The 25,214-nt window shown below is 52.5% G+C and carries 31 protein-coding genes; 1 reads left to right on the top strand and 30 read right to left on the bottom strand.

Annotated features, from left to right (window positions below; genetic code table 11):
• Window positions 1-58: 58 nt before the first annotated feature.
• The 20 genes from mrdA to WC772_06105 all read right to left on the bottom strand — a co-directional run bounded on the left by mrdA (window position 59) and on the right by WC772_06105 (window position 16,789).
• Complete coding sequence (gene mrdA, locus WC772_06200) at window positions 59-1,786, bottom strand: penicillin-binding protein 2 (protein ID MFA6170343.1); 1,728 nt, start codon at window positions 1,784-1,786, stop codon at window positions 59-61.
• Window positions 1,779-2,249 carry a rod shape-determining protein MreD gene (gene mreD / locus WC772_06195; protein MFA6170342.1) on the bottom strand — a complete coding sequence of 157 codons (471 nt, stop codon included), beginning with the start codon at window positions 2,247-2,249 and terminating at the stop codon, window positions 1,779-1,781. Before mreD ends, mrdA begins: the two co-directional genes overlap by 8 nt.
• Before the next feature lie 4 nt (window positions 2,250-2,253).
• Complete coding sequence (mreC, locus tag WC772_06190) at window positions 2,254-3,069, bottom strand: rod shape-determining protein MreC (protein MFA6170341.1); 816 nt, start codon at window positions 3,067-3,069, stop codon at window positions 2,254-2,256.
• On the bottom strand, window positions 3,066-4,094 hold the full coding sequence (locus WC772_06185) for a rod shape-determining protein (GenBank protein ID MFA6170340.1): 1,029 nt from the start codon (window positions 4,092-4,094) through the stop codon (window positions 3,066-3,068). Before WC772_06185 ends, mreC begins: the two co-directional genes overlap by 4 nt.
• Before the next feature lie 31 nt (window positions 4,095-4,125).
• Window positions 4,126-4,713, bottom strand: coding sequence for an SPOR domain-containing protein (locus WC772_06180; protein MFA6170339.1), 588 nt, complete (start codon window positions 4,711-4,713; stop codon window positions 4,126-4,128).
• 16 nt (window positions 4,714-4,729) lie between these two features.
• Window positions 4,730-5,893 (bottom strand): folylpolyglutamate synthase/dihydrofolate synthase family protein, encoded by a 1,164-nt coding sequence (locus WC772_06175; GenBank protein MFA6170338.1) that lies wholly within the window; start codon window positions 5,891-5,893, stop codon window positions 4,730-4,732.
• A complete protein-coding gene (locus tag WC772_06170) occupies window positions 5,890-6,474 on the bottom strand; it encodes a site-2 protease family protein (GenBank protein MFA6170337.1) in 585 nt (194 codons plus the stop codon). The genes WC772_06175 and WC772_06170 overlap by 4 nt, the downstream gene beginning before the upstream one ends.
• An 18-nt stretch (window positions 6,475-6,492) precedes the next feature.
• Window positions 6,493-7,365 carry a site-specific tyrosine recombinase XerD gene (gene xerD / locus WC772_06165; protein ID MFA6170336.1) on the bottom strand — a complete coding sequence of 291 codons (873 nt, stop codon included), beginning with the start codon at window positions 7,363-7,365 and terminating at the stop codon, window positions 6,493-6,495.
• Window positions 7,362-7,910: an NUDIX hydrolase gene (locus WC772_06160; protein MFA6170335.1), complete on the bottom strand. Its 549-nt coding sequence runs from the start codon at window positions 7,908-7,910 to the stop codon at window positions 7,362-7,364. The genes xerD and WC772_06160 overlap by 4 nt, the downstream gene beginning before the upstream one ends.
• Window positions 7,903-9,015 carry a M20/M25/M40 family metallo-hydrolase gene (locus WC772_06155; GenBank protein ID MFA6170334.1) on the bottom strand — a complete coding sequence of 371 codons (1,113 nt, stop codon included), beginning with the start codon at window positions 9,013-9,015 and terminating at the stop codon, window positions 7,903-7,905. The genes WC772_06160 and WC772_06155 overlap by 8 nt, the downstream gene beginning before the upstream one ends.
• The gene (gene thiL / locus WC772_06150; GenBank protein MFA6170333.1) at window positions 9,012-9,956 is read right to left on the bottom strand and encodes a thiamine-phosphate kinase; all 945 of its coding nucleotides are present in this window, start codon (window positions 9,954-9,956) and stop codon (window positions 9,012-9,014) included. The genes WC772_06155 and thiL overlap by 4 nt, the downstream gene beginning before the upstream one ends.
• A gap of 53 nt (window positions 9,957-10,009) precedes the next feature.
• Window positions 10,010-10,630, bottom strand: a complete 621-nt coding sequence (locus tag WC772_06145) for a hypothetical protein (protein MFA6170332.1) — start codon at window positions 10,628-10,630, stop codon at window positions 10,010-10,012.
• 88 nt (window positions 10,631-10,718) lie between these two features.
• Window positions 10,719-11,786: a hypothetical protein gene (locus WC772_06140; protein ID MFA6170331.1), complete on the bottom strand. Its 1,068-nt coding sequence runs from the start codon at window positions 11,784-11,786 to the stop codon at window positions 10,719-10,721.
• Window positions 11,783-12,970 carry a hypothetical protein gene (locus WC772_06135; protein MFA6170330.1) on the bottom strand — a complete coding sequence of 396 codons (1,188 nt, stop codon included), beginning with the start codon at window positions 12,968-12,970 and terminating at the stop codon, window positions 11,783-11,785. The genes WC772_06140 and WC772_06135 overlap by 4 nt, the downstream gene beginning before the upstream one ends.
• A 64-nt stretch (window positions 12,971-13,034) precedes the next feature.
• Window positions 13,035-13,244, bottom strand: a complete 210-nt coding sequence (locus tag WC772_06130) for a hypothetical protein (GenBank protein ID MFA6170329.1) — start codon at window positions 13,242-13,244, stop codon at window positions 13,035-13,037.
• Window positions 13,225-13,692 (bottom strand): DUF6036 family nucleotidyltransferase, encoded by a 468-nt coding sequence (locus WC772_06125; GenBank protein ID MFA6170328.1) that lies wholly within the window; start codon window positions 13,690-13,692, stop codon window positions 13,225-13,227. The genes WC772_06130 and WC772_06125 overlap by 20 nt, the downstream gene beginning before the upstream one ends.
• A 102-nt stretch (window positions 13,693-13,794) precedes the next feature.
• On the bottom strand, window positions 13,795-14,187 hold the full coding sequence (locus WC772_06120; GenBank protein ID MFA6170327.1) for a leucine-rich repeat domain-containing protein: 393 nt from the start codon (window positions 14,185-14,187) through the stop codon (window positions 13,795-13,797).
• 303 nt (window positions 14,188-14,490) lie between these two features.
• Window positions 14,491-15,774 carry a phosphomethylpyrimidine synthase ThiC gene (gene thiC / locus WC772_06115; GenBank protein ID MFA6170326.1) on the bottom strand — a complete coding sequence of 428 codons (1,284 nt, stop codon included), beginning with the start codon at window positions 15,772-15,774 and terminating at the stop codon, window positions 14,491-14,493.
• The gene (locus WC772_06110; GenBank protein MFA6170325.1) at window positions 15,774-16,292 is read right to left on the bottom strand and encodes a TIGR00725 family protein; all 519 of its coding nucleotides are present in this window, start codon (window positions 16,290-16,292) and stop codon (window positions 15,774-15,776) included. The genes thiC and WC772_06110 overlap by 1 nt, the downstream gene beginning before the upstream one ends.
• A 14-nt stretch (window positions 16,293-16,306) precedes the next feature.
• On the bottom strand, window positions 16,307-16,789 hold the full coding sequence (locus WC772_06105) for a hypothetical protein (GenBank protein MFA6170324.1): 483 nt from the start codon (window positions 16,787-16,789) through the stop codon (window positions 16,307-16,309).
• A gap of 85 nt (window positions 16,790-16,874) precedes the next feature.
• Here WC772_06105 and leuC point away from each other — a divergent pair, with 85 nt between their 5' ends.
• On the top strand, window positions 16,875-18,134 hold the full coding sequence (gene leuC / locus WC772_06100; protein ID MFA6170323.1) for a 3-isopropylmalate dehydratase large subunit: 1,260 nt from the start codon (window positions 16,875-16,877) through the stop codon (window positions 18,132-18,134).
• A gap of 336 nt (window positions 18,135-18,470) precedes the next feature.
• Here leuC and WC772_06095 read toward each other — a convergent pair whose 3' ends face one another.
• The 10 genes from WC772_06095 to WC772_06050 form a co-directional block, all read right to left on the bottom strand.
• Entirely contained in the window at window positions 18,471-18,809 is a 339-nt protein-coding gene (locus WC772_06095) for a hypothetical protein (GenBank protein ID MFA6170322.1), read from the bottom strand.
• Between the two features lie 31 nt (window positions 18,810-18,840).
• Window positions 18,841-19,446: a hypothetical protein gene (locus WC772_06090; GenBank protein MFA6170321.1), complete on the bottom strand. Its 606-nt coding sequence runs from the start codon at window positions 19,444-19,446 to the stop codon at window positions 18,841-18,843.
• 26 nt (window positions 19,447-19,472) lie between these two features.
• Window positions 19,473-20,180, bottom strand: a complete 708-nt coding sequence (gene deoC / locus WC772_06085; GenBank protein ID MFA6170320.1) for a deoxyribose-phosphate aldolase — start codon at window positions 20,178-20,180, stop codon at window positions 19,473-19,475.
• A 227-nt stretch (window positions 20,181-20,407) separates the two neighbouring features.
• The gene (locus tag WC772_06080; protein MFA6170319.1) at window positions 20,408-20,869 is read right to left on the bottom strand and encodes a hypothetical protein; all 462 of its coding nucleotides are present in this window, start codon (window positions 20,867-20,869) and stop codon (window positions 20,408-20,410) included.
• Window positions 20,870-21,475, bottom strand: coding sequence for a hypothetical protein (locus tag WC772_06075; protein MFA6170318.1), 606 nt, complete (start codon window positions 21,473-21,475; stop codon window positions 20,870-20,872).
• Entirely contained in the window at window positions 21,475-22,320 is an 846-nt protein-coding gene (locus WC772_06070; protein ID MFA6170317.1) for a hypothetical protein, read from the bottom strand. The genes WC772_06075 and WC772_06070 overlap by 1 nt, the downstream gene beginning before the upstream one ends.
• 43 nt (window positions 22,321-22,363) lie before the next feature.
• On the bottom strand, window positions 22,364-23,356 hold the full coding sequence (locus WC772_06065; protein MFA6170316.1) for a serine/threonine-protein kinase: 993 nt from the start codon (window positions 23,354-23,356) through the stop codon (window positions 22,364-22,366).
• A 62-nt stretch (window positions 23,357-23,418) separates the two neighbouring features.
• A complete protein-coding gene (locus tag WC772_06060) occupies window positions 23,419-23,847 on the bottom strand; it encodes a hypothetical protein (GenBank protein MFA6170315.1) in 429 nt (142 codons plus the stop codon).
• The gene (locus WC772_06055) at window positions 23,814-24,074 is read right to left on the bottom strand and encodes a hypothetical protein (protein ID MFA6170314.1); all 261 of its coding nucleotides are present in this window, start codon (window positions 24,072-24,074) and stop codon (window positions 23,814-23,816) included. The genes WC772_06060 and WC772_06055 overlap by 34 nt, the downstream gene beginning before the upstream one ends.
• A gap of 89 nt (window positions 24,075-24,163) precedes the next feature.
• Window positions 24,164-25,177 (bottom strand): serine/threonine-protein kinase, encoded by a 1,014-nt coding sequence (locus WC772_06050; GenBank protein ID MFA6170313.1) that lies wholly within the window; start codon window positions 25,175-25,177, stop codon window positions 24,164-24,166.
• Between the last annotated feature and the right edge of the window lie 37 nt (window positions 25,178-25,214).

Raw genomic sequence — 25,214 nt, 5'->3', positions numbered from 1 at the left:
CAGCTTCCAGCATAAAGCTTAAAGCATTAAATCTTTTTCCGCTTAGTGCTCTGTATGCTTACTCTGGGTACTCTTTCTGCAGGCGGTTTTCCTTGTACCACTTCAGAATATCGCGGGCGACCATCGCGGAGGAGCGATCGCCGTGCTCGCCGTGTTCCACAAAAGCGGCGATCACGATCTCCGGTTCATCGTAGGGAGCGTAGCAAAGGAACCAGGCGTGCGGCAGACCGGGAGTTTGCGCGGTCCCGGTCTTACCGGCGGCCGGGATCCCCGGCACGCTTGCCGCCCTACCGGTCGCCCTAAAAACAACTTGGCGCAGGGCCGCGCGCACCACGTTCAGAGTATCAACCGTTCCCGGAACGATCCCGGCTTCCCGCGGCCGCTGCTGGAAAAGGACCGCCCCGTCTTTCTTCCTGATCTCGGCCACAATGTATGGTTGTCTTTCACGACCGGTCGCGATGCTGCCATAAACTTTGGCCATCTGGACCGGCGTAACCTGGAGAAATCCCTGACCGATCCCGTAATTGATCGAATCGCCGTCATACCAGCTTTCGCCGTAAATCCGTTTCTTCCAACCGCTGTCCGGGACCAACCCTTTCTTCTCGCTCGGCAAGTCGATCCCGGTCCGCTCCCCCAACCCATATTTCCGGGCGTATTCGGCGATCAGGTCCGGTCCCAACCGCCGCCCCAACTCATAAAAAACAATGTCGCAGGAATTGACCAAGCCGTCTTCCGCGGTGATCCGTCCGTGGCCGGTCTCTTTCCAGCAACGGGCGATCCGGTTGTTGATCCGATAATAGCCGGGACAGAAAAAGCTTTCGTTCGGTTTGGTTATTTTTCGCTCCAGAGCCGCGGTCAGGACGATCGCCTTGAAGATCGAGCCCGGGGGATAGATCGCCAGCGCCCGGTTCATGAAGGGATGCGTTTTTTTGCCGAGCTTACTCCACTCCTCGGAATCGAGCTGTTTCACGAAGATATTCGGGTCATAATTAGGATGACTGACCAGCGCCAGGATCTCGCCGCTCCGGGGGTCAAGAATAACCACCGCGCCATTTTTTCCTCCGAGCGCCACGTCGGCCACCTGTTGCAAATCGATATCGATCGTGGTGTAAACATTCGCTCCGGCAACCGGATCGACCGAACCCAAGACCCGGATCGGGTTCCCCCGAACATCGACTTCGATCTTTTTCCCGCCGTCGGTTCCCCGGATCAGCTTGTCGTAGATCTTTTCGAGCCCGTCTTTGCCGATGGTATCGCCCAGTCGATAGCCTTCCGCTTTCAGCCTTTTTAACTCATCCCCCTCGATCTCGCCGACATAGCCGAGCAGGTGAGAAGCGGCGGCGCCAAAAGGATAGAGCCGGACCGGATGGACCACGACCTCCACCCCTTTTAATTCCTTGCCCATCTCTTCGACCGTGATCGCGGTCTTCAAGTCGATATTGTCCTTGATCAGGATCGGCCGGTCCGATCGTTTCACCGGCTTGACCTCTTCACCGAGCAATTCGCTTAGCTTCTTTAAGACCCGGTCGCGACGGGCCGGGTCGGAATCGGACAAAAGCTGCGGCATGACCTGAATGGAAAAAACCGCCTGGTTTTGGGCGATGATTTTGCCGTTCCGGTCGTAAATAATGCCGCGCGGGGCGTAAACCGGGATCGTCTTGGCGGCGTTCTCCAGCGCCAGGCGCCGGTATTTGTCCCCTTCAATCACCTGGAGTTGAAAAAGCCGGCCAAAAATCAAAAGGAACGCAAAAGCAAAAGCCAGCCAAAGGACCTGGTCTTTATTCACTGGTCGCCTTCTGCAGTAAGAAATAGACGACCGGAACAAAAGCCAGATTATAGAGGATGGTCAGCAAGATCTCCAGCAGATAATAAAAGATTGAAAAATGATGGCCGCCCAAATAAATGATCACCCCTTCAACGATCAGATAAAGCGGGGTGATGATCGCCACCATGCTCGCCGAGAACGAACGGGCGTCGCCGACCACCTCGTCGCCGATCCCGCCGACCAGGACGCTGATCGCGACCTTGGCCAGGGTGTTGACGTAAAACCCGGCCGAGAAAAGATCCTGGAGCAGGCCGGCCCCCGCCGCGAAGATAGTGGACGTTCCCCGCTCCGAGAGGACCGCGTAGATCACCACCGCAACCAGAAAGAGGTCGGGCATCGCGCCAAAGAAAGTTACGAACGGCAGCAAGACCGTTTGAATAAGCAGGAGCGCTAAGAGAAAAATTATCAGTTTGAATGTCCGCATATGTTTAGTAGATCAGGAATACTTCTTCGAGCTTGGAAAAATTGACCGCCGGCTTAACTTTGACGTCGTAAAAAAGATCGGAATCGCGCTTTTTAACCTGGGCGACCGTCCCGATCGGGATGCCGGGCGGAAAGATCTTGGAAGCGGGCGAGGTCACGATCTTGTCCCCCACCGCGATCTCGCCGACCGAACTGACATATTTCATGGAGAGCGAATGCTGGCTGGCAAACCCTTCCACCACGCCGAATTCCCGGTTCTGCTGGTCGACCGCCGCCACCGAGCTCTTAAGATCGGTGATCAGGAGGACCTTGGAACTAAACAGCGAAACTTCGACCACCCGTCCAACCAGGCCGGACTCAACAATCGCCGTCATGTCGACCCGGACCCCGGATAACACCCCCTGATTGACCTCCATCAGCGAAGTGTAAGGCGAAGCTCCCCGGGCGATCACCTGGGCGACTCCGAGCTTGAAGCGGTAGCGATTGGTCCCCTGGAAATCAAGGGCTTGTCGGAGACGGACATTCTCGTTGACCAGCTCTTCGAATAAAGCCAACTTGGAAATGGAAGTAAGCAGCCGGGTCTTTAGTTCCTTGTTTTCCTTGGAAAGATTACGCAGGGCCATAAGATTGGCCGGGACGCTCAAAGTCCCTTTAACGACATATTGGACCGAATACTGGATCGGGTAAAAGATCGAAGTAAACACGTACCGGATCCCGAAGGAATTGTTTATGGTGAAATAGGACAGGAGGAGCGCCAGCAGAACGATAAATACGGCTGGACGATAAGAATTTTTTCTTCTTGCTCCGCGGTATGGCTTCACTGATTGCTCTTGGGCATGATCAGGACCTTCTTCAGGGTGTCAATTTCCTCCAGGATCTTCCCGGTCCCGTAAGCGACGCAGGAGATCGGATCGTCGACGACATAAACCGGCATTTCCGTTTCCTGCGCCAGGTACTTATCCAGCCCCCTCAATAACGATCCACCCCCAGCCATGACGATCCCCCGGTCCATAATATCGGCCGAGAGTTCCGGCGGGGTTTTTTCCAGGGTCATGCGGACGGCATCGACGACCATCGAAACCGGCTCCGCCAGGGCGTCGCGGATCTCCGATGAAGTGAGGGTCAGGGTCTTCGGCAGGCCGGTCACCAGATCGCGCCCCCGAACTTCGATCGTCTTTTCTTCCGGCAGCGGGTAGGCCGAACCGATGTCGATCTTGATCTGTTCCGCGGTCCGCTCCCCGATCAGGAGATTGTAGTTCTTGCGGCAATGAGAAACGATCGCTTCGTCCATTTCGTCGCCGGCGACCCGGATCGATTTGGAAACGACGATCCCGCCAAGGGCGAGAACGGCCACTTCGGTCGTACCGCCGCCGATATCGACGATCATGCTCCCCTGCGCTTCCGAGACAGGGAGATTGGCGCCGATCGCGGCCGCCATCGGTTCTTCAACAAGGTAAGCTTCGCGGGCGCCGGCGTGCATCGCGGCATCAAGGACCGCCCGCTTCTCGACTCCGGTGATCCCGGACGGAACGCCGACCACGATCCGCGGCCTGACAAAGGCGGAACGCTGGTGGCTCTTGTTGATAAAATGACGGAGCATCATTTCGGTGATCTCGAAATCGGCAATGACCCCGTCCCGCATCGGGCGGACGGCGACAATGTTGGCCGGCGTGCGGCCCAGCATTCCTTTGGCTTCGTTACCGAAAGCCAGCGGCTTGTTGTTGTCTTTGTTGATCGCGACGACCGACGGTTCACAGAGGATGATCCCTTCACCGCGGGCAAAAACCAGAGTCGTAGCCGTCCCCAAGTCGATCCCTAAATCACGTGAAAACTTACCAAACACCATATCGTATACCGACATGCTTCCTCCTTAAAGGCTATTCGATGATAATCTTCGATTTAAATTCTTTGCCCAGCAAGGCTTTCTGCTGCTGCTTGGCCATTTTAAGGCTCTTATAAGCGCCGGCCTGGATTTTCCAGGTCGCGCCATATTTTTTCAGGAAAGCGTCAATTCCTCTGGCCCGGATCAGCGACAAATGATACTTGGCTTCAGAGAGGGTCGCGAACGGGCCCACCTGCACTTTATAATAACTGCCGGTCTTTTTGGCCGCCGGCGTCCGCTGGTATCGTCTGGCGGGAGCCGCTTTTCGAACGCTCTTTTTGGGGGCTATTTTTTTACTTTCGGCCCGGAGCGCTTTTTCCAGTTTGCGAAGCGCTTCATAAGACGGCGGCGGCTCAAGCCGACCGGCGTCCCTCTCCATAAACGGTTGTTTCTTGACGGAAAAAAGAACTTTTTTGCCGAGCTGGAAGCTGATCATAAAACTGCCGGCGATCACGACCGCCAGAACGATAAAAACAAAAAAGTTTCTGACCCAGGAAAAACGGTTTTGTTTCGGCAGTTCTACGCTGGGCCCTTCTTCGGGACGATCACCGGGATTTTTTTCTGGAAAATTTTGATATTCCATGGCCGGACTTATTCTACTACTCCTCACCCCGAGCGTCAACCCCGAAACGAAGCGCGTCCCCGACTAAAAAAAGCGAACCACAGATCACCCGATCGACCCCATGGGTCCGCTTGAGCGCCTGCTTTAGAGGGGTCGCTTTCCGGCCAAAGATTACCGGAGCGGATTGGTGATGTGACGATCGGGTGACGATTATTTCTTCGGCCAGCGGCCGCAGCCAGGGGAGCATAGTTTTCACGTCTTTATCCTGCTGGGCGCCGAAGAGGAAAGTGAACTTTTTCCCCGGGAATTCGCGCCGCAGGGTGGCGACCAACGCCCGGATCCCGGCCGGATTATGGGCGCCGTCGAGAATGGTGAGCGGGTTGCGGCTGACCACCTGGAAACGGCCCGGCCAGGCCGCTTTTTTCAGTCCGGCAAGGATCGCTTTTTTATCGGCCTCGATCCCGGCCAGGCGGACCGCCGCGACCGCGCAAGCAGCATTCAGTTTTTGATGCTCCCCGATCAAAGAAGCGGTGAACCCTTCCCCTTCACTCCCAACCTGGACCAGCAGGCTTTGATTTTTCTCCGCCTGGTACTGCAAAACGCTTAAAGCCTCTTCTTTCTTTTCCGCCGTCACGACCGGGACCCCCGGTTTAATAATGGCCGCTTTTTCCACCGCGATCTTGGCCAAAGTTTTGCCCAGGACCGCGGTATGTTCCAGCTCGATATTAGTGATGACTGCGGCGAGCGGGTAGACAACGTTGGTCGCGTCAAGCCGTCCCCCCATCCCCACTTCGATCACCGCGTAGTCGACTTTCTTTTTGGCGAAATACCAAAAGGCGACGGCGGTCAAAACCTCAAAGACGGTCGGCTTTTCGGCTAGTTTATCCGCCGCCAAGCGGACGGCCTTCACCCCGGCGGACAGATCAGGATTACTGATATCGCGGCCGTTGATCTTGAAGCGTTCGTTTAGTTTGACGAGATGAGGCGAAGTGTAGAGGCCGACCGAATAACCCGCCTCTTTCAGGATCGCAGCAATCATGGCGCAGGTCGAACCTTTGCCGTTGGTCCCGGTAACGTGAATGACCTTCAATTTTAGCTGGGGATCGCCCAACAATTTTAGCAGCTCGGTAATCCGCTCCAGGCCGAGATTGATCCCGAATTTTTCGAGGGAGGAGAGATAGCGGGCAACAGTTGAAGTCATCCCACCAGCAGCCTGTAGAGAAACTCGATGATCGTCATTAATATCGGCATGGCGAAGAGAATGATCCCGATCAGGATCAGGAAACTGTACTGCTGGAGCCGGACCATGACTTCGTACTGGTGCGGAGGCAGGAAGTATTCCAAAATATGCGAACCGTCGAGCGGCGGGACCGGAATCAAGTTAAAGACCCCGAGCGACAAGTTGATCCAAATGGTGTAGGAGACCAGATCAACCAGATAACTGTTCGGCAAGGGAACATTCTTGAAGATCACCGCCACAACCCAGGCGACGAAAAAGTTGGAGAGCGGTCCGGCCAGGCTGACGAACAGGCTCCCCTGCTTCGGGTTGCGGAAATTATAGGGATTGATCGGGACCGGCTTGGCCCAGCCGAAACGGACCAGGAGAAGCATCAAAAAACCGATCGGATCGAGATGGCTGATCGGGTTAAGGGTCAACCGGCCAGCTAAACGCGGCGTCGGGTCCCCTAATTTATCGGCGACGAAAGCGTGAGCGAACTCATGAATGGTAATCGTCACCAGCAGGATCGGCAGCGCGATAATAAAAAAACTTAAATCGAACATAATTTTCTCCTCTTTTTTTTAAGCCCGCGGGTGGGCCTGATTGTACATTTTCTTCAAACGTTCGCGGGAGACGGAAGTATAGATCTGGGTGGTCGCGATGTCCGAGTGGCCCAGCATCTCCTGGACGGAGCGGAGGTCGGCCCCTTTTTCCAACAGGTGGGTGGCAAAGGAATGGCGCAAAGTATGCGGCGAAGTCTTCTCGCGCAACCCCTGCTTTTTCACGTGTTTTTTAATGATCAGCCACAACCCTTGCCTGGTCAGGCGCTCGCCGTTTTTATCGAGCAGAAAAGCGGCCTTGTCCTTTTGCGGGAAATTGGGCCGCCCTTTTTCTAAATAATCTTTGATCGCTCTTATGGCCGCTTTGCCGACCGGGACGACCCGTTCCTTCGACCCTTTACCAAAACAGCGGATAAAGGAGACCTCCAGATTGATATCGTCCAGGTTAAGAGCCGTCAGCTCCGACGCCCGCATCCCGGTAGCGTAAAGGAGTTCCAGTATCGCCGAGTCGCGCAGGGCCCAGGGATCGTTCCCCCGCGGCGAAGTGATCAGCTTCACCGTATCGCCGATGCTCAAGGCTTTCGGCAGGCGCTTGGCTTTTTTCGGCAGCTTGAAATCGGAAGTCGGGTCGACCTCCACCGTCCCCTCGCCGACCAGATAATGATAAAAAGATTTGAGGGAAGCAAGTTTCCGCTCGATCGAGGTCCGCGAAAAGACCTTTTCGCTTAAATGCTGGAGATAGGCCTGGACCACTTCCCGCTCGATCTTGGGGAAACCTTCTCCGGCAAAAGCGGCAAATTGTTCGAGGTCAAGCCGATACGAGGCCACGGTATTAAGGGAGTAGCCCCGCTCCACCTGGATAAAGCTTAAGAAGTCCTGGGTAAATTCGTTCAAGCCAACTCTCCCCGGCTCGCCAGGTCGGCGATCATAATGCCAATGATCGTCTTGTTATCCTTGATCTCCCCCCGTTTGACCAGGTCGAGACAAGTTTCCAGGTCGACCAGATCGACTTCGATAAATTCGTCCTCTTCAGTATGAGGGTGAAGAAGGGTCATCTCCTCCGCCAGATAAAAGTGGATCATTTCCGTTGAATAACCGGGGGCGACAAAACCGGAGAAAACTTTTTTTACTTTCTTCGCCCGGTAGCCGGTCTCTTCTTCCAATTCCCGGACCGCCGCTTCCGCCGGCGGTTCCCCTTTGGCCAGCGTCCCAGCCGGAACTTCCAACAGAATGGAACCGGCCGCCCGCCGGTACTGGCGGACCAGGACCAGCTCCTGATCGTCGGTTACGGCAATGATCGCCACCGCTCCCGGATGTTCCACTACTTCACGGGTCGCTTCTTTGCCGGACGGCAACTTAACAGTGTCGACCCGAAGCTTAAGCAATCGGCCGTCAAAAGCCGGACGGGAAGAGAGGAGCTGTTCCTCTAAATTACTCATAGTTAAACTCCTTTATAACATTGAGAATAACTGTCGCCCCCCGGACCAGGTCGCGGACCGCGATCCGCTCTTTGGTCGTGTGGACATTGTCCGCCCCAACCCCCATGATTATTGACGGGATTCCCCAAGCGTTAAAAACATTCGCATCCGACCCGCCGCCGGTCCCAGTGATCTCCGGCCGCACGCCGGCCGCTTTCATCCCGTCGACCGCCGCTTCCATCAGCGGGCTCTCTTCACTGACGTTGAACGCTTCGTAGATCCGGGCAAACTTGATCTTACAGACGGCACCGTGTTTGCGGCATTCCGTCATCAAGGCTTTTTCCATTTGGGCGATCTGCTTCTTGACCTTGGCCAATTTGTGGCTCCTAGCTTCCCCCCTGATCTCGACTTCATCGGGAATAATATTGGTCGCCCGACCGCCCCGGATGATCCCGATATTGGCGGTCGTCTCATAGTCGATCCGCCCCAACTTCATCTTGACGATCGCGGCGCTGGCCGCCTTAATGGCGCTGATCCCTTCTTCCGGATGGATCCCGGCGTGGGCCGCCTGGCCGTAAACTCTGGCCACGATATTATATTGGTTAGGAGCAAAATGAACGATCTTCTCGATGTCGCCGCCGTCCAGGACCAGAGCGTAGTCGGCTTTCAGGGCCGCGCGCGGCAGAGCGGCCGCTCCGACCAGTCCGATCTCTTCCGCTACGGTAAAAAGGACCTGCAGCGGCGGATGAGGTAATTTTTTTTCTTTTAAAACCCGGAGGAGCTCCAGAATGACCGCAACCCCGGCTTTATTATCGGCGCCGAGGATCGTCGTCCCGTCAGAAGTGATGTAGCCCCCTTTTTCGAGCGGCTTGATCCCCTTGCCGGGAACGACCGTATCGACATGGGCGTTGAGCATCAACCGGGGCCCTTTACTTTTATAGGCGGGGATCAGGACGCTCAAACTGCCGACCTCCCCTTTATCCGGACGGCCGACAAAAGTGGAACGATAACCGAGCGCGGCCAGCTCTTTTTTCAAGTGGCGCATGATGACCGCTTCCTGGAGAGAGAGACTGTCGATCTTGACCAGTTGCTTGAAAGTTTTGACTAAACGCTGTTGATTGATCATTGGAAGTGTTCGAATCCTTTCGTTTTAGGCTCCTTTATTTTACCACGGTTATCGATCAGCTTAACTTGTTCGCCCAGGGGAACGATCTCCCCGACGATCGAGATCTGGTCGATCTTTTTTAGTTTTCTTTTTCCGGCCAGGTCCCGGACCTTATTTTTCGGCACCGTAAAAACCAGTTCATATTCTTCCCCGCCATAAAGGGCTTGGTCCAGGGTCGCCCCCGGCGCGATCGGGATTCTTTCTTCCCAAAGACGGGCGCCAACCTGGCTCGCTTTGGCCAGTTCCACGACTGACCGGACCAAACCGTCGGAGCTGTCGATCATGGCCGAAGCCAGCCGCTGTGCCGCAAGCGCGGCCGCCTCTTTCAGCCGGATGGGAGGCAAAACACTGGCCGAATAATGACGGGCGGCGGGGAGACCAAAAGTCCCGGTGACGCAGATCAGGTCGCCGACTTTGGCGGTGGAACGCAGCAGGAGGTTTTTCGGTGAGACCTCGCCGAGAAGAGTGATCGAGATCATCAGCGCTTTGGGCGAAGCGACAGTGTCGCCGCCGACGAGGTCGATCTTGAGCTTTTTAGCCAGCCGGTTCAGCCCCCGGTAAAAGGCATCGAGCTTTTCGACCGCCAACCCGGCGGGCAAGGCCAAAGTGATCACGGCGGCGGTTGGTGTCCCGCCCATCGCGGCAATATCGGAAACATTAGCGGCCAGCGCTTTATAACCGAGATCAACAAAAGAGGTGTTTTTGATGGTGAAGTGAACGTTTTCGACCAACGCGTCGGTCGTAATTAATAAATATTTTCCTTTATTTGACATTTGACATTTGTCATTTGTCATTTTCAGGACGGCCGCGTCATCGCCAATCCCGACAACCGCCTTCCCTTTTGAGAGGTGTTTTGTGAGATGGTCGATCAGGCCGAATTCCCCGAGCTGTAAGACCTTCATGCCGGAATTATAGCATGCTTACTTGGGCAAAAAAGACAACCGGCAAATGACAATTATAAATCTAAAGTTAAACCAGCATTAACTCCAAGCATTGTACCAGCCGAGCCAAACATGCTCGCTGAACCACCCAAGGCCAAGCCAAAAGAAGATCCTAAATGGATGTTCATATCAACGCTCGTTCCAACCCCAAGCCGATGCTGGACGTTAGATTCGTCACTTACAGCAGTCTTATCGCCAAGAGTAAAATGGGTAGTAGTAGAAAAGATACTCGCGACAGTCGGCCCAGCCCCTAAACGAAAGGAAAAAGGCGACTTGGCTGACGCCCCCACCGGAGTCCAACTAAGCATTAATGAATTCTCAACAACCGCGTCCCTGCTGGTTATATCGACACTCTCCTGGTTATCAGCGCTAATTTTGTTGCTGCCAGGGGCAAAAACGACCCCTACTCGGTAACCAGCTCCAATACCTGAAGGAAAAGTCAAATGAAATTCGCCAAAGCCGCCAAATTCGGGAGTTGAAGCAACCGTTTCTTTTACATCACTAGTTTTACCCTTAATAACCACGGTATCATTTCCATAAGGGTTCGTAAGTGAGTCGGCTGGCTGCCTAACAATGCCGCCAAGCGTCAATGAATATCTCGGGCTCGAGGGCGCTCCTTCAACTGGTCCTGCCATTTTTCTCCTCCATCATAGTGGATTTACGCGACAATATCTTATCGCTTTGTCGGGGTGTTTTCTTGCGCGACAAATAGATGAAGGTGTTTTATCTTACTGTCAGGACCACGGCCGAATCGAGGAAATACATTCCCGGCACGCCAAACATCGAAACCCCCTGGGAATTGACGTTCCAAAAGGAATAATCCGCAATCTTCATGACCCCGGGCACTTCGTTTGTCATTTCAGTAAGACTATCGGGCCCGACGACCGCGACCCCTTCCGCCTTGGTCCCGACATCAACGGCCAACATCGGCCGGTCGGTTTTGAGCTGAAAGTTTGGCGTCAGTCGGGTGTGCGGCCGGAGATCATCCGGCCAAAGAGGGAAAAAGCCGGAACTGCTGACCGCTTCAGTCGCGAAAGAATGATCGGACCAGTAGATCATCCCACCCGGACGGACCACTCTCGCCATTTCGCGCAGGTGGGTCAGCGCTATTTTCCTGGCTAAGCCGTTAACGACTCGATCGAAGAGCCGGCCCCGCGACAAGCACTGGCCGCCATTTTCAGTTTCCGCCGTGTAAAAGTCATAGACAAAGTCCCGGCCGAATTTTTCCACCTGCAAGTCGAACGCCCGGTTATAAGCGACGGAGACAAACTGCGAAGTCGTACTGATGGAAACCGCCAGGTCAAAACTATTATTATTAAAAGGAAGTTCACCGGACGGCTCCAGAGTTTCAAGTCCGCTGATCAATTTCTCGAACAGTTTTTCCGATAAGGAGTAATGGCCGGAGATCGTTCTGGCGGTCAGGTCGATTTGCCGATTGGCATAGAGCGACGCGTCAAGCTGTAAGGTCGCCAAGCGTCGGCGCAATTCTCTCGGCTGGCTCCGCTTGGCGTTGTTCATCGCCTCCAGGTTGAGATCCAAACCGTAAACCGCCCCCTGCTCCAGCATAGTCGCTAAAGGAAAATCGTCAAATTGGTTCGGCCCAAAAACTACGGTTGCCGGCGGCCTTTGAGACGCCGACCGGTCGTTATAAGTGGCCAAAACCTCCCGCTGAAAAAAAATGTTCGCCCTCTGGTGCACTTCACTGCGCGGGGAAAGTTGTCCTGCCTCCGCCAACCGGGGATTGGGCCGGTGTAAATGGTATTCCGACGATCGACTAATCGCGGTCGTCACTGTTCGGGCTCCCCGCCGGTTAGGATGACGTCGATTATCGCCTGGCGGATCAGGGATTTCTCATCTCCAAGCCGGGGATCGTTGGAACGCGCGAACAGCCGGTTAAGCTGGAGCCCCCACCAGCTTGCCCGGTCCGCGCCGCTTACCGCGTTAGAATCAAAGGTCTGATTAAAGATCAATTCAAGATACCTTCTGATCTGGTCAAGATGCCCATTATCCAAAAATCTGGCCAGGACCAAAACAGAGTCCTCGTCCCTTTTAAAATACTGCAACAAGTTATAAAGCTCATCCGCCGGGAACCGGCCTAATCCGGCAGTTAATTGCCGCCATTGGAGCGCCGCTTTTTTCTCCATTTCAGCCGCTTGCTTCTCCCCCGCTCTGCCGCCAAAGTTTCGTTTAACAACGATCAACTGTTCGTAACGGAACGCGTTGCTAAGTCTGATCTGCCAGACCGCCAGACGACGTAATTCCAGGCTTTTTTCCGCACCGCCTCTTGGCACAAAGAATCGGCGATTGACCTCCCGCAAGATCGGTCGCTCCTTCGCGCCCAACCCCTGCTCCTGGATCATGATCCGGGCAACTTCCAGCTCGCCAGGCGCGTTGGCTTCAAACACGCTTTCCAATAATTGGGGGCCCCGCTGAACACCACCGGCAACCAGAAGCCCGGCTTGCAGCAACGGCCGCCCCCCCAGGGCGTAAAAAACCGCGCCGCCAAGATTCTCGCGCGACCGGTCGTTAATTTCCCAAAATAATTCTTTGACCAGAGGAAGGTCGTATTTAGCCAGTGTCCGTAAACGCCCGGCTATCGCCAGGCTCGCCTTACCAAAAACATCTTTCAATCCGCCTCGACCGGGAAAGATCTGAAGATAATCGAGCTGTCCGGCCGTCGGTAAGGCTCGAAAATTAGCCACCCATTCTTTTTCCCGCGCGCCGAATTTCTGCCAGAACTCGACCGCCTCTGACGCGACCTTCGGCCGGACCAAACGTGAAGTGGCGAGATAACCGGCGGGCAGAGCGTAGCCGACAAAACGGGTTAAAGAAGACTGGTCATTGCGCCCGGCCACATAAGAGTCTCCCTTATAAAGAGGAGTCAACCTGGGAAAATAGCGGACCGGCGCCACATGGCCTTTCGGCAAAGGAGTGACTGAACAGTTAACCCACGGAAATCGAATGATATTACTCATGTTATTCGCTATCGTTATCGAAAAGTAAAAGCAGAAATTTCAGAGGGATTGATTATTTGATCGATTATTTCTTCAACGCTTCGGTCGAGACCTTCATCGCGTCGCTTCGGCGGTCAACCATTTCCCGGGGGGTGATTCTTTTGTCTGACGGAACAAACGCTAATACAAAACGCTTGGCCTCTTCAAGCCAGGTCAATTTAGCTTCGGCAGAAAGGTGTCGAAACGGCTCGATCTTCTCCCACAGCCGACCAGGCTTACTGCTTGCTCTTTTCATTTATCTCCCTTAAAGCTTCAAGATCCTCAATGTCTTGCGGTCTGCCGGCCAATTCTTTTAATCTGATCATATCTTCAATTGCCGGCACCGGAATATTGATTTGTTTAGAGGTGAATATTTGTTTGTTTTTGTACGCTTTCTCGAAATCAATCGGGCTGTCGACAAAAAGATCGATCATTTCCAGTGGTTTATCCGGGTGAATAAAGGAAAAGACCCGCATGTTTTTTTCCTTTATCCAATGGCCCCTTTTTGCAGGATCGAGAAAATCTTTTGGATCGACAGGCAGCCTAGGTTTATAGCCCAATTCCTGCAGGGTCCCCATGAGTTTACTCAAATCATCGCTGGCAAAAGAAGGAATAATATCAAGATCAGCCGTAAACCGTAAAAAACCATGAAGGACGACGGCAAGACCGCCAACGACTAAGTAGCGGATATTTTTCTCATCCAACGCGCGAAAAACACTTTCGTAAAGCATATTGAATTATACAACAACCGGACCGGTTATTCTATTTTCCTCGCCTTTTCCGGATCGATCGCCTTGGCTTCCCCGCTATCTTATAATTCGTAAGATCTTCAACCCGGCCAGCGGACTAAGATCGCTTACTTGGGTATCAGTCAAGAGCAAGTCCTCTAACTGCGTTAGCCCGGCCAGCGGACTAAGATCGCTTACTTGGGTATCAGTCAAGAGCAAGTCCTCTAACTGCGTTAGCCCGGCCAGCGGACTAAGATCGCTTACTTGGGTACCAGTCAAGTCCAACCACTCTAAATTCGTCAACCCGGCCAGCGGACTAAGATCGCTTACTTGGGTACCAGACAAGTCCAACCACTCTAAATTCGTCAACCCGGCCAGCGGACTAAGATCGCTTACTTGAGCGCCTCTCAATTCCAAATGCTCTAAAGAAACACTAATCTTAGAATCGATCAAGTAGCGGACCAACAGCAATAAATCATCATTTGTAATTCTCGCCGCATCCTTTGAACTCACAAATTTGTAGTCTATCGAAAATATTTGGTCAATCGGTTTACTTATTTTGGGGATCATCCCTTCCGGCTGAACCCGGTAGATCTGACTTGTCGGGGTAATCGATGCGGTTGGCGGTTTAACATTTAGCCGTGGTCTCTGACTATTGATCCATCGTTCAACTCTTCCTCCGATTCTGGCAATTATTCCCATGTTGATCTCCCAATTAATGATAGACTCTGTATATTTATCGGCATTTATTGGGGAATATTTCAGAGGAAAAAATTATTTCTTCAACGCTTCGGTGGAAACTTTCATCGCGCAGAATTCTCCGCACATAGAGCAGACTCCTTTCCCGTGTCCCATCCCCCGTGTCCCGTGTCCCTTTCTCTTCTCATGAATCGCCCTCGCCTTCTCCGGATCGATCGCCAGGTTGATCTGCTTCCCCCAGTTGAGCTCCTTGCGCGCCTTAGACATCGCCCGGTCCCACTCGATCGCTCCGGGGATCCCCTTGGCGATATCGGCGCAGTGGGCGGCGATCCGGGAAGCGATCACCCCTTCTTTGACGTCGGCCGCTTCCGGCAGGCCGAGATGTTCGGTCGGGGTAACGTAGCAGAGGAAATCGGCGCCGGAGACCGCGGCTAACGTTCCGCCGATCGCGGCGGTGATGTGGTCATAGCCTGGGGCAACATCGGTCGGCAGCGGCCCCAGAACATAGAACGGCGCCCCGTAACAATATTTTTTCTGCATTTTCATCTGGTCGATGATCTGATCATAAGGAACATGTCCCGGCCCTTCAATGATCACCTGGACCCCGGCCCGCCAGGCTTCTTTCGTCAACTGACCGAGGATCTTGAGCTCTTTGATCTGGGCGGCGTCGCCGGCGTCAATAACCGAGCCCGGCCGCATTCCGTCGCCAAGCGACATAGTCACATCGTATTTAGCGGCAATTTCCAGAAGACGGTCATAATGTTCGTAAAAAGGATTTTCCTGGTCGTTATCGATGATCCATTTCATCATCAGCGCGCCGCCGCGCGAAACAACATCCATCAGCCGGGGGTGTTTTTTCAGCTCGGCCACGGAAGCCCGAGTCACGCCGCAGTGGATCGTCATAAAGTCGACCCCTTCTTTGGCCTGCGCTTCGACGACCGAGAACATCCCCTCGACCGTCATTTTCTTTTCGACGATCATTTGGTAGATCGGCACCGTCCCGACCGGAACCGGACAAGCGGCCATGATCGCTTTGCGGGTGGCGTTGATGTTGCCGCCGGTCGACAGGTCCATCAAAGCGTCGGTTTTGGCGTCCAGAGCGGCTTGGAGTTTTTTTAGTTCGTTCTTTAATTGGGGAAAGTCAGCCGAGGTCCCGATATTGGCGTTAACTTTGGTCCTTAAGCCTCTGCCTATGCCTGTTGCCTTACAATTTTTGTGCCTTGGGTTGAATGGGATCGCGATCGTCCCTTTCTTTATCCCAGCGAGGATCTCTTCTGATGAACGCTTTTCGTCGCGCGCGACCGCTTTCATCTGCGGGGTGATCACCCCTTTGAGGGCGGCCTGGCGTTGGGTCGTCATTACGAGTGGTATTCCTTGATCTCTTCGGGCTTCCCGGCCTCTTTCGCCAGTTTCAGGGCAACGGTGACCGCTTCTTTGGGGGTAGAAACATAGTGGATGCTTCTGTCGATCACGCCGCTGTGATGGATAATCTGCCAGGTCTTGAGACCAACGACCGGGATTTTATAACCAAGGGCAAAGGCCATTTCCGAGAGGGTCCCATGACTGCCGCCAATCGCGATCACGACATGGCCGCTCTTGACCACCAGCTTGTTCCTGGCATAGCCGATGCCGGTAACGATCGGGTAATCAATATACTGGTTGGCATCGTCCCGTTTACTGCCGGGCAAAATGCCGATCGTCGTTCCGCCGGCGCTTTTAGCCCCTTTAGAGGCATGCTCCATAACCCCTTTCAACCCGCCGCAAACCAGGACCGCCCCCGCTTTGCCAATCTCCACCCCGACCTCTTCGGCCAGTTTGGCGATCTCCGGCGACGCGTGGCTTTCACCGACAACCGAGATAAAAACTTTATTGATCATTTTAGACTCCTCGTTTAAAAAAAATGACGCATTCCCAGGGTCAAAACTTCCGGGTAGCCAAGCTCGCAGGAAGTCGTCTGGCCGAAAAGACCGTCCTGCCATTCCCAACCGATCCCGAGGGTTGGGATCGTCGCGGTAGTGGAAGCGCTCCCCGATGAAGCGGAAAATAACATCACCCCGAGCCGCGCGTACGAGCGGGACCTGGGCTCCTGGGTCAAATCTTTAGTGATCGACGCGGTATAAAAATTAACCTCTTTAATGTTAACTAGGCCCAGCGTCACGATCGAGCCGTAAAGTTTCACCATATTGGAAAGAAAGGAGGTTCCGAAATCAGCGGAAAGTTTGCCTCCCCAACCGCTGGATTTATCCTTGTAGTAAAGGGTAAAGGCGTGAGGCAGGATGACCATGGTTTCATAACCGGCCCCAATCTCCGCCCGAACCTGGTTGAAACAACCGAGAACAAATAAGGAACACAAAACAATAGCGATTTTTTTCATAAAAAAACACGCTCCTTACAACGGAATTATAACATAGCGGAGCGGTTTTCTTGAAACCTGGCGACAAATTTGTTAAGATTGGTCTATGGCACAGACTATTTCCCAAAAGATATTAGCCAAACACGCCGGCAAGAAGTCCGTCTCCCCCGGCGAACTAATCAACTGCAAGCTTGACCTGGTCTTGGGGAACGACATCACCTCCCCCACAGCGATCAAAGAGTTCGAGCGGATCGGCGTTAAAAAGGTTTTCGACAAAAAGAAGATCTTCCTGGTCCCCGACCACTTCACCCCGGCCAAAGACATCAAATCGGCCGAACAGGTCAAGATGATGCGCGAGTTCGCCAAGAAATACGGGATCGTCAATTTCTTTGAGATCGGCTGTATGGGGGTCGAACACGCCCTCCTCCCGGAAATGGGGGCGATCAAACCGGGCGATCTCATCATCGGGGCCGATTCCCACACCTGCACTTACGGCGCCCTCGGCGCTTTCTCGACCGGCGTCGGTTCCACCGACATGGCGGCCGGGATGGCGACCGGCGAAGTCTGGTTCAAAGTCCCGGAACAATTAAAATTCGTCTATCGCGGCAAGCTCCCGAAGTGGGTCGAAGCCAAAGACCTCATCCTCTACACCATCGGCCAGATCGGGGTCGACGGCGCTCGTTACATGTCGATGGAATTTACCGGCCCGGCGATCGACGCCCTCTCGGTCGAGGGACGGATGACGATGGCCAATATGGCGATCGAAGCGGGCGGCAAGAACGGGATCTTCCCGGCCGACGCCAAGACCGTCGCCTACCTAAAGAAGGTCAAAGCGGGAAAAGGCACTATTTATACTTCCGACCCGGACGCCGAATACGTCCAGGTTTACGATTGGGACGTTTCCAAGATCGAACCGCAGGTCTCCTTCCCTCATCTCCCCAGCAACACCAAACCGGTCAGCCAATGCAAGTCGGTAAAGATCGACCAGTCGGTCATCGGCTCCTGCACTAACGGCCGGATCGAAGATCTCCGGATCGCGGCCAAGGTCCTTAAAGGGAAAAAGAAACACAAAGATGTCCGCCTGATCATTATCCCGGCAACTCAAAAGATCTACGAACAGGCGATGAAAGAAGGGTTGTTCGATATTTTCCTGAAAGCGGAAGCGGCCGTCTCGACCCCGACCTGCGGGCCGTGTCTTGGCGGCCACATGGGGATTTTGGCTGAAGGGGAAAGAGCGATCGCCACGACCAACCGCAACTTTGTCGGCCGGATGGGCCATCCCAAATCGGAAGTCTACCTCTCCAACGTCGCCGTCGCCGCCGCTTCAGCGGTTGCCGGTCGGATAGTTAGCCCAGAAGACCTCTAAAACTTTTAAGGTCACAAATTGTGACCTTAAAGGACAACAAGAATAAAAGAGGTCAACATTCTGACCTAACTCCCCACCGCTTGCGGTGGGGTATCTTTAATCTTTCTAGTGGAACCTGCGACTGAACGTCGCGGTTCCAAGTTTCTTTGCCCTCAATAACAAGGAAACCGCGGCGATATTGCCGCAGGTTTCCGAGTCTAGCAATTGCCGCTTCCCCTCCTCAGCCACCATAACTCCATGCTCCATAGAGAAAGAACCCTTCAAGTTGAAGAAAAGCCGAAAAAAAGAATTGGGTTTATTACTTAACGGCCGCTTCGGCGGTCGCCGGTCGAATAGTTAGTCCCGAAGACCTCTAGTCGGTCTCCCACTTATTATAAACAGCGCGCCGATCAACAGCAACGGGAAACTAATTAAGAGGAAGACATCTAGCCGCTGATAGGTCCTAAACCAGAGAGTAAAGAATATTCCCACTGCCAGAAAAAGGCTCCCGCCGATCACTCCCCTTTTCCAGGCGACGGCAAGGCAAGAGATCAGGATAAAAGTTGGGATAAGGTGGATGAATAACGCGATCACCGTCCCCGGCCAGCTAAAACCACCGTTAAAGGCATCTAAGGCGAAAAGGCTGATAAAGGCGATGTAGAGAATGGCAAGGATTCTTGCTGATAAGGTTAACATGAGAAAACCATATAGTTTGAATACCCCAACTTCATTTGCAGTCCCCATTCCAACAATCATCCGGAATCTTAATATTAACAACCCTTTTAAGGGAAGAGCAAGCAATTATTACAAAAACAATAAAACCAACCAATGTAACTATTAGTATTATCCAATTTAACGGATTAACAATATTAGACATTATTTTGCCCCAGTTATTAACAATAATATCAACCATTGCAAACAGTGATATAGTAAAAACAGTGCATATAATCGCCCTAAACCAAAATGTATGTGTTCTGATCCATTCCACATTGCCCTTTTTACCTCCGCAACTACTTTTCCTATCTCTGCACCTAATATATGAGGTGCTAAGAACACATTTTTTATCCTTTTCCAAGGCATCTAACGCTAATCTGCCACAATCGACCAAATCAGCGTTACGCTTCTCAATAAAAATAAAAGCCAACGAAACAATTACCCCGAATAGAGAAATAATCAGCTTTATTCTTGGCGCACAATTACCTTGAATATATCCATAAGCCAATGCACCGATAATTATCAAATAATAATAAAATGATGAATAGCGCTGAACAGCATGATACTTAAACCAGTTCCATGCATATTTAAATTTTAATTCGTACTCTTTATTATCCATCTCATTCCTCCCTAATTTAAAACAATTCATTCTTTCACTATCTCAACCGATGCCGAACACCCCAGCCTATTTGCACCAGCTTCTATCATGGCTTTTGCTTTTTTATAATCACTAATTCCACCGGAAGCCTTAACCCCAAAATCACCTCCAACAATCTCTCTCATCAATTTCACATCTTCAATCGTTGCGCCAAGCGTCTTGCCTGTTTGATCTTTAACGTATCCTGTTGAGGTTTTAACATAATCGGCCCCAGCCTCTTGTGCTAATTGACACGCTTGTTTCTTTTGCTCCTCATTAAGCATAGCCGTTTCAATGATAACCTTTAATGTTTTATTACCCGCAGCCTTTTTAACCGAGTTGATATCGTTTTTTATATATTCATAATCGCCTTTCTTTAAGGCATCAATATTAATAACCATATCCAATTCGTTCGCCCCATCAGCAATCGCCATTTGGGCTTCACCCACTTTTTCTTTAGTAGACATAGCACCAAAATGGCAATTTTCAGCTTGAACAGAATCAAGCGGAAACCCTACAACTGAACACACTTTTACTTGTGTTCCTTTCAACAATTCTTTAGCTTTTCTAACCCATTGAAATCTTATACAAACCGAATAAAAATCGTATTGCTTAGCTTCGAGGCAAAGCTTTTCAATATCATTTTCAGTAGCCTCTTTTCTCAAAAGGGTGTGGTCAATATAAGGGGCAAGATCTGAGGATTTTGAAATTAACATATTCATAAAGCGGCCTATTCTCCCATTCTCGCCTCATAGAGTCAATCTAAGACTGCTGAAAAAACATATTTAGTCGGGAAACGGAAACCGCGGCGATATTGCCGCTGGTTTCCGTTTATCATGTGCAGTGCCCCTCTTTGAGAGTCAATGTTTTGGGGTAATGAAGGGTGCCGTGAGAACAAGGTAGAAGTCGGCCTATAGGTGGGCAGATCGTCAGAAGAAGTGGATTACTCTGGTTTATTTCCGCGGCTTCTTTGCCAAATCGCGACTATTCTTTTCGCCAAAGGAAGGTTGATCTTGCCAAGTTCGGAGACAATGTCCCCTTGCTTGTTTGCGCTGTGCTCACTTAACAGATCGATTACATAGGTCAGTTCCCTGGCTTCGTCGGAACATAAATAATGCAAAACCCGGGCAACCGTTTTCGGTTCCGTTTCCCGTTGTCTTAAGACCAGTTCCGCGTCCGGTAACAGGCGCTTTACCCCAAACTCGTCCCTTTGCGCCCCGCCGCAGATAATTTCCGGCCGGGCGTTGATCGCCGCCCAGGCGGCCAGCCTAAGGTTGTTACTTGAAGTAAACGCCAAACGGAGGATCGTCCGGTTAGGAAGTTGGCCGGACTTCAGTAGTTTGGCTTGTGAACTTTCCGAACCAAGCGCCCCCATGACGCGATGATAAACTCGCGTAATCCCCATCTATTTGCCTCTCAAAATCAGCAACAAACTAAGATCGGGGATCGTCGGCGTACAGCCTTCAGCGGTCATCGTCCCGACAAAAGTATTCAGCTTTCCCCCCGCCTTAACCATGGCGATCCCGTCAGCGGCAATAGCGGTGGCGTGGAATAGTTTATCTTGCCGATAAATCAGGATGTAACTGTCGACAACCCCATCCGACCCGGCGATCGTCATATAAAGCGGCGAGTTCGGCTCCTTCGGATCGATCGACTTCGCTATTGTTGGCTGCTTATCGCCGGCCGTTGCCAGCCGACAGCTGGAGAAATAACTCCGGTGGGCCGAAAACATCGCCTGGCGGACATTTTCCACCGCGCTCGCTTCAGTCCCGTTGAAGTCCCGGTCAAAGCTATCGCCAACGCCGACACAGCCGTAATTCTTAAGGTTGATATTTTTAACGGCAATAGTATGAGCGATAAAATATTCATAGTTTGGCGGCCAGACCGTCTTTTTGGCCGGAGCAACCGGCGCGGTCGGGTCTTTATGAATAGCCGTATTTTTTGTCTGACAACCGGCCAGCGCACCGGCCAGGACCAGCGGCATTAACGCGCGAACTTTATTGATCTTCATTACGTCTCCTGCAGAGCAGTCAGATAGCCCTCAACGGTTATTCGGTTAAACTTGATCACGCTGTCGATCGACCAGCCCCTCTCATGATGAGCGGCGATCGTGTTTTTTTCCGGCTCCGTCAGCAAGCTGGCTTTACTGATAATAAGCTCGTTAAAGCCGACCAAGCAGTTTAAATATTGCCTTAGCAAGGGGTCATAATAAAAGCCCTGATCGGTCCGCATTTTGCCGGAAATAAAATGCCGCAGCATTTTCGATTGATAAATAGCCGCGGCGCAATCGCGGCCCGTCTCCCCTAGCGGTAAGTTCCCGACACGAAGCCGCCCAATAAACCAACTAAGGCTCCAGTGGAGTTCTTCGCCCGGGATCAAGTTCCCTTCGGGCGCGGTAGAGCTCAAAAAAACAACCCCTCGACCATCGGACCGGGAAATCTCCGACGTGGCATCCGCCGTTAAATGGCTAAAGGACTGCCCATCTAACCCCAGCATGGAGAGCTCAAAACCATTGTTCCATTCGCCGTTCCGTCCTTTGATCGAATCAAAAAAGACGACGGCGGAAAGATACTGTTCAAAATCCCTGGCAAATTCCTCTCCGGCCAAAAGATACGGCGCTTTAATCGCCTCCGGCAAATGATTGACGTCGACAACGACCGCGACCGCTATTTTTGCCACCAGCCCATAAATACCAATCATCGGCGGACGGGCCTTCACGTCATCTTGCGCGACAGGGAGCGGCCGCCCCAATTGGGCTAATTCAACCCGGCCGTTCTTGGCCGGCGAGAGCCGGCGGCCGGCAAAGTCCGCCGGTAAAAACCCGGCCCGTTGTGGTTGGAAAATAACCTTTAGCATTACGGTTAGTTATCGTGGGTAGGAGCGGGAAATTTCACTCGGTTTAAGAATTCGGGTCGAGCCCCATGTTTTCCAGGACGGTTGCCAGGTCCAGAAAAACAGCCAGGCAATCCTGATAGCGGGTTTCGCGATTACGCTCCAACATTTTACCGATTATTGGGCGAAGTTCGACGGGCAATTTGGTGAGGTCGGGGGCGACCGTTCCAAGGGCGACACTGTTTATCAGGTCATAAGCCGGCATGTCATTTCTCGGATCGATTGGATTGCGCCCGGTCAGCATTTCATAAAACACGACCCCAAGAGAGTAAAGGTCCGACCGCGGATCAAGGGCTTGACCGCGGGCTTGTTCCGGAGAAAAAAACGCCGGCGTTCCAACCATAAGACCGGACTGACGCCGCTGTTCGTCAACGGTCGTGGCCAGGCCGAAATCAAATAAACTTGATTTGACGTGCCGGCCGTTTTCTATCTCAATCATGATATTCTCGGTTTTAATGTCCCGGTGAATTATCCCCTGCAAATGCGCTTCATACAGTCGCAAGCTGATGTCTCTGATGCACCTGATTACTGTTGCTTGGGGAAGAATCCCCGCCAACCTTGAGGCTTTTTCGCCTGGAATAAAATCCATTAAAAGGACCGCCCCTCCTCCAGCATCGGCCACTCCGTAGACCTGATGGAAACCAGGCGCGGAATTAAGCTGGGAACCAAACACCCCTTCCTTCCGTAAAAAAGCCGCCAATTTGGGGATACTCGTATATTTCGCCGCCAGCTCCCGTCCATCGGCAAAAACCTTGTAAACCGCCGCCATTCCACCCTGGCCAATTTTATTGCTGTCGCTCAAAGTAACTTGCGTTCCTTGGATGTTTAAGGCGATCGGTTGGTCTTTGATCGACGGTAAAGCATGAAAATTAAGGGTTGGGAGGCTCTGCGCTAACGGGCTAAGCCCGGAAGAACGCGACGCCGGAATTGAGGGTGGGCAAGAAACCACCCATCTCGATGAAAGCCTGCTTGAGGAACCAATGTTAGGTATAGTACTCATGGCACTTTACTCCTACTATATTATCGAAAGAAAACGAGTAAAATTGCATGGCTAAACCGAGATTATGATCGTTCCGGCCGCGTCGGTTCCGCCGGGAGGCTTAAAAACTGGAAGAATTTATCCCTGAAGGAAGACCAACCCTTATTTTTTATCTCCAATTTTTGGACGAGCTCATAAAGACCCTTATAATGTTGATACGCCTCCAGGTCGATAATTTCTCCATCCCGCAGGCTCCGGCGATAGGTTCCAATGCCATCATTGGCCATGGCAATCCAGTCCATAGAAAGGCTCCTTAACTGGCCTTTATCCCTCGAACTGGTCTTTGACAGGCCGTAGCCGAAATTGCGGAAAGCGGTCCGCTCTGTTACCGCCGGGATCGCTTTGTCGGTGATGCGGGAAGGAGTGGTTTCGGGCTTGGTCGGGGCGGCGGCCGGCATGTTTGGCCGCCATTGATTGATCAATTCAAAAACGTAGCGTCTTTTTGGATGCAAAGAGTCGGCGGCATCGTAAGGTTCGGGTCCAGCGCGTCCAATTCGGCCCGGTTACCGACCAAGAGTCCCATGATACCGTCTCTGACCCTGACCAGCAAAAGTTCCCTTGCTTCTCCGAAACCGACATTCCTTCTCTCCCTAAAAATAAGGCTCCCAATCATCTCGTCGCCGACTTTCAGCGCGGTCGACTGCGGCCTTAATTGACGGGACCCGACTTTATATACCATAAAAATCTCCTTTTACTGCGGCTGATTAGTTATCTTTTAGCCCGCCGGGAAATTTCAGGATATTTTGCTGGCTTAGAAGCGGCGTATAATTACGGCAGTTTGGCGAGGATAATTGCGAGCTGACTGCGCAGTTCGGCGGCCGAAGCCGGCCGGCGTTTCGGGTCTTTGGCCAGCGCCCGCCTGATCACGTAGAAAAGCTGCTTTTGTTCCCTGGTCTTTTGCGGCAGGAGGCTGAAGTCCGGTTCATTGGATTGAATGTTTTGCATCAGCGCCGAATGAGTGTAGGCCCCGAACGGGTGTTCGCCGGTCAGAATTTCGAACAGGATCACGCCGACCGTAAAGATCTCCGATCTCGGCGTTAATTGTTCCCCTCTCGACTGCTCCGGTGAAAAATAGAGCGGCGTGCCGGCAAAACCGGTCGCGTCGTTCCCAACAGCGGATAATCCGGGATCGATCAGCACGACTCTGCCGTCATTGCCGATCATGATGTTCGACGGTTTGATGTCCCGATGAAAAACCCCGAGCGAGTGACAGTGTTCAACCGCGTCGCAAAGGCCGATGACGATCTCAAGGCTCCGTTTAAGCGGCAAAAAATCGCCGTTCAGCTCAAGAAGAGCGGAGAGGTCGAACCCATCGATATATTCCATGGCAATATACGGGACGCCGTTAACATCCCCTATTCCTTTGACCGTAACGACCTGCCCGTCAAGACTGCCGCTGACCAATGCTTTTTGCCCCTCTTCTATCAGCGCCCTAAAATTATCCTCTTCAAATCTTAAAGGGACCTTGACGACGCTTTCTTTGCCGTCTCGCATGTCGATCGCTTTAAAAGTTACGCCATACCCTCCGGCGCCAAGTCTGCTTCTCAATAGAAAAGGGCCGAACTCAATCGGCCCCGTGGTATTCATCAGGCAATTATGGGTAGCGGACATTAAATTGGCGATATGATCTTGGTCAACGGTATGAGTAAAATCAACCTTGGGCAACGAGAGGCGGCCGGGATTGTTGTCCGCCGGTTGCTTCAGCCGCGAAGGCGCCGGACGGCTGATTTTCCGGCTCGGTTTAAGATCACTGAACGAAGGTATTTTTCTGATTGTACTCATAGGGTACTCCCTCTATTATATTATCGTAACAAATTGA

This window comes from Candidatus Margulisiibacteriota bacterium (assembly GCA_041661965.1).
In the GTDB taxonomy this organism is placed as follows: Bacteria; Margulisbacteria; WOR-1; order O2-12-FULL-45-9; family XYB2-FULL-48-7; genus XYB2-FULL-45-9.
This window is presented reverse-complemented; position numbering and strand designations above follow the sequence as displayed.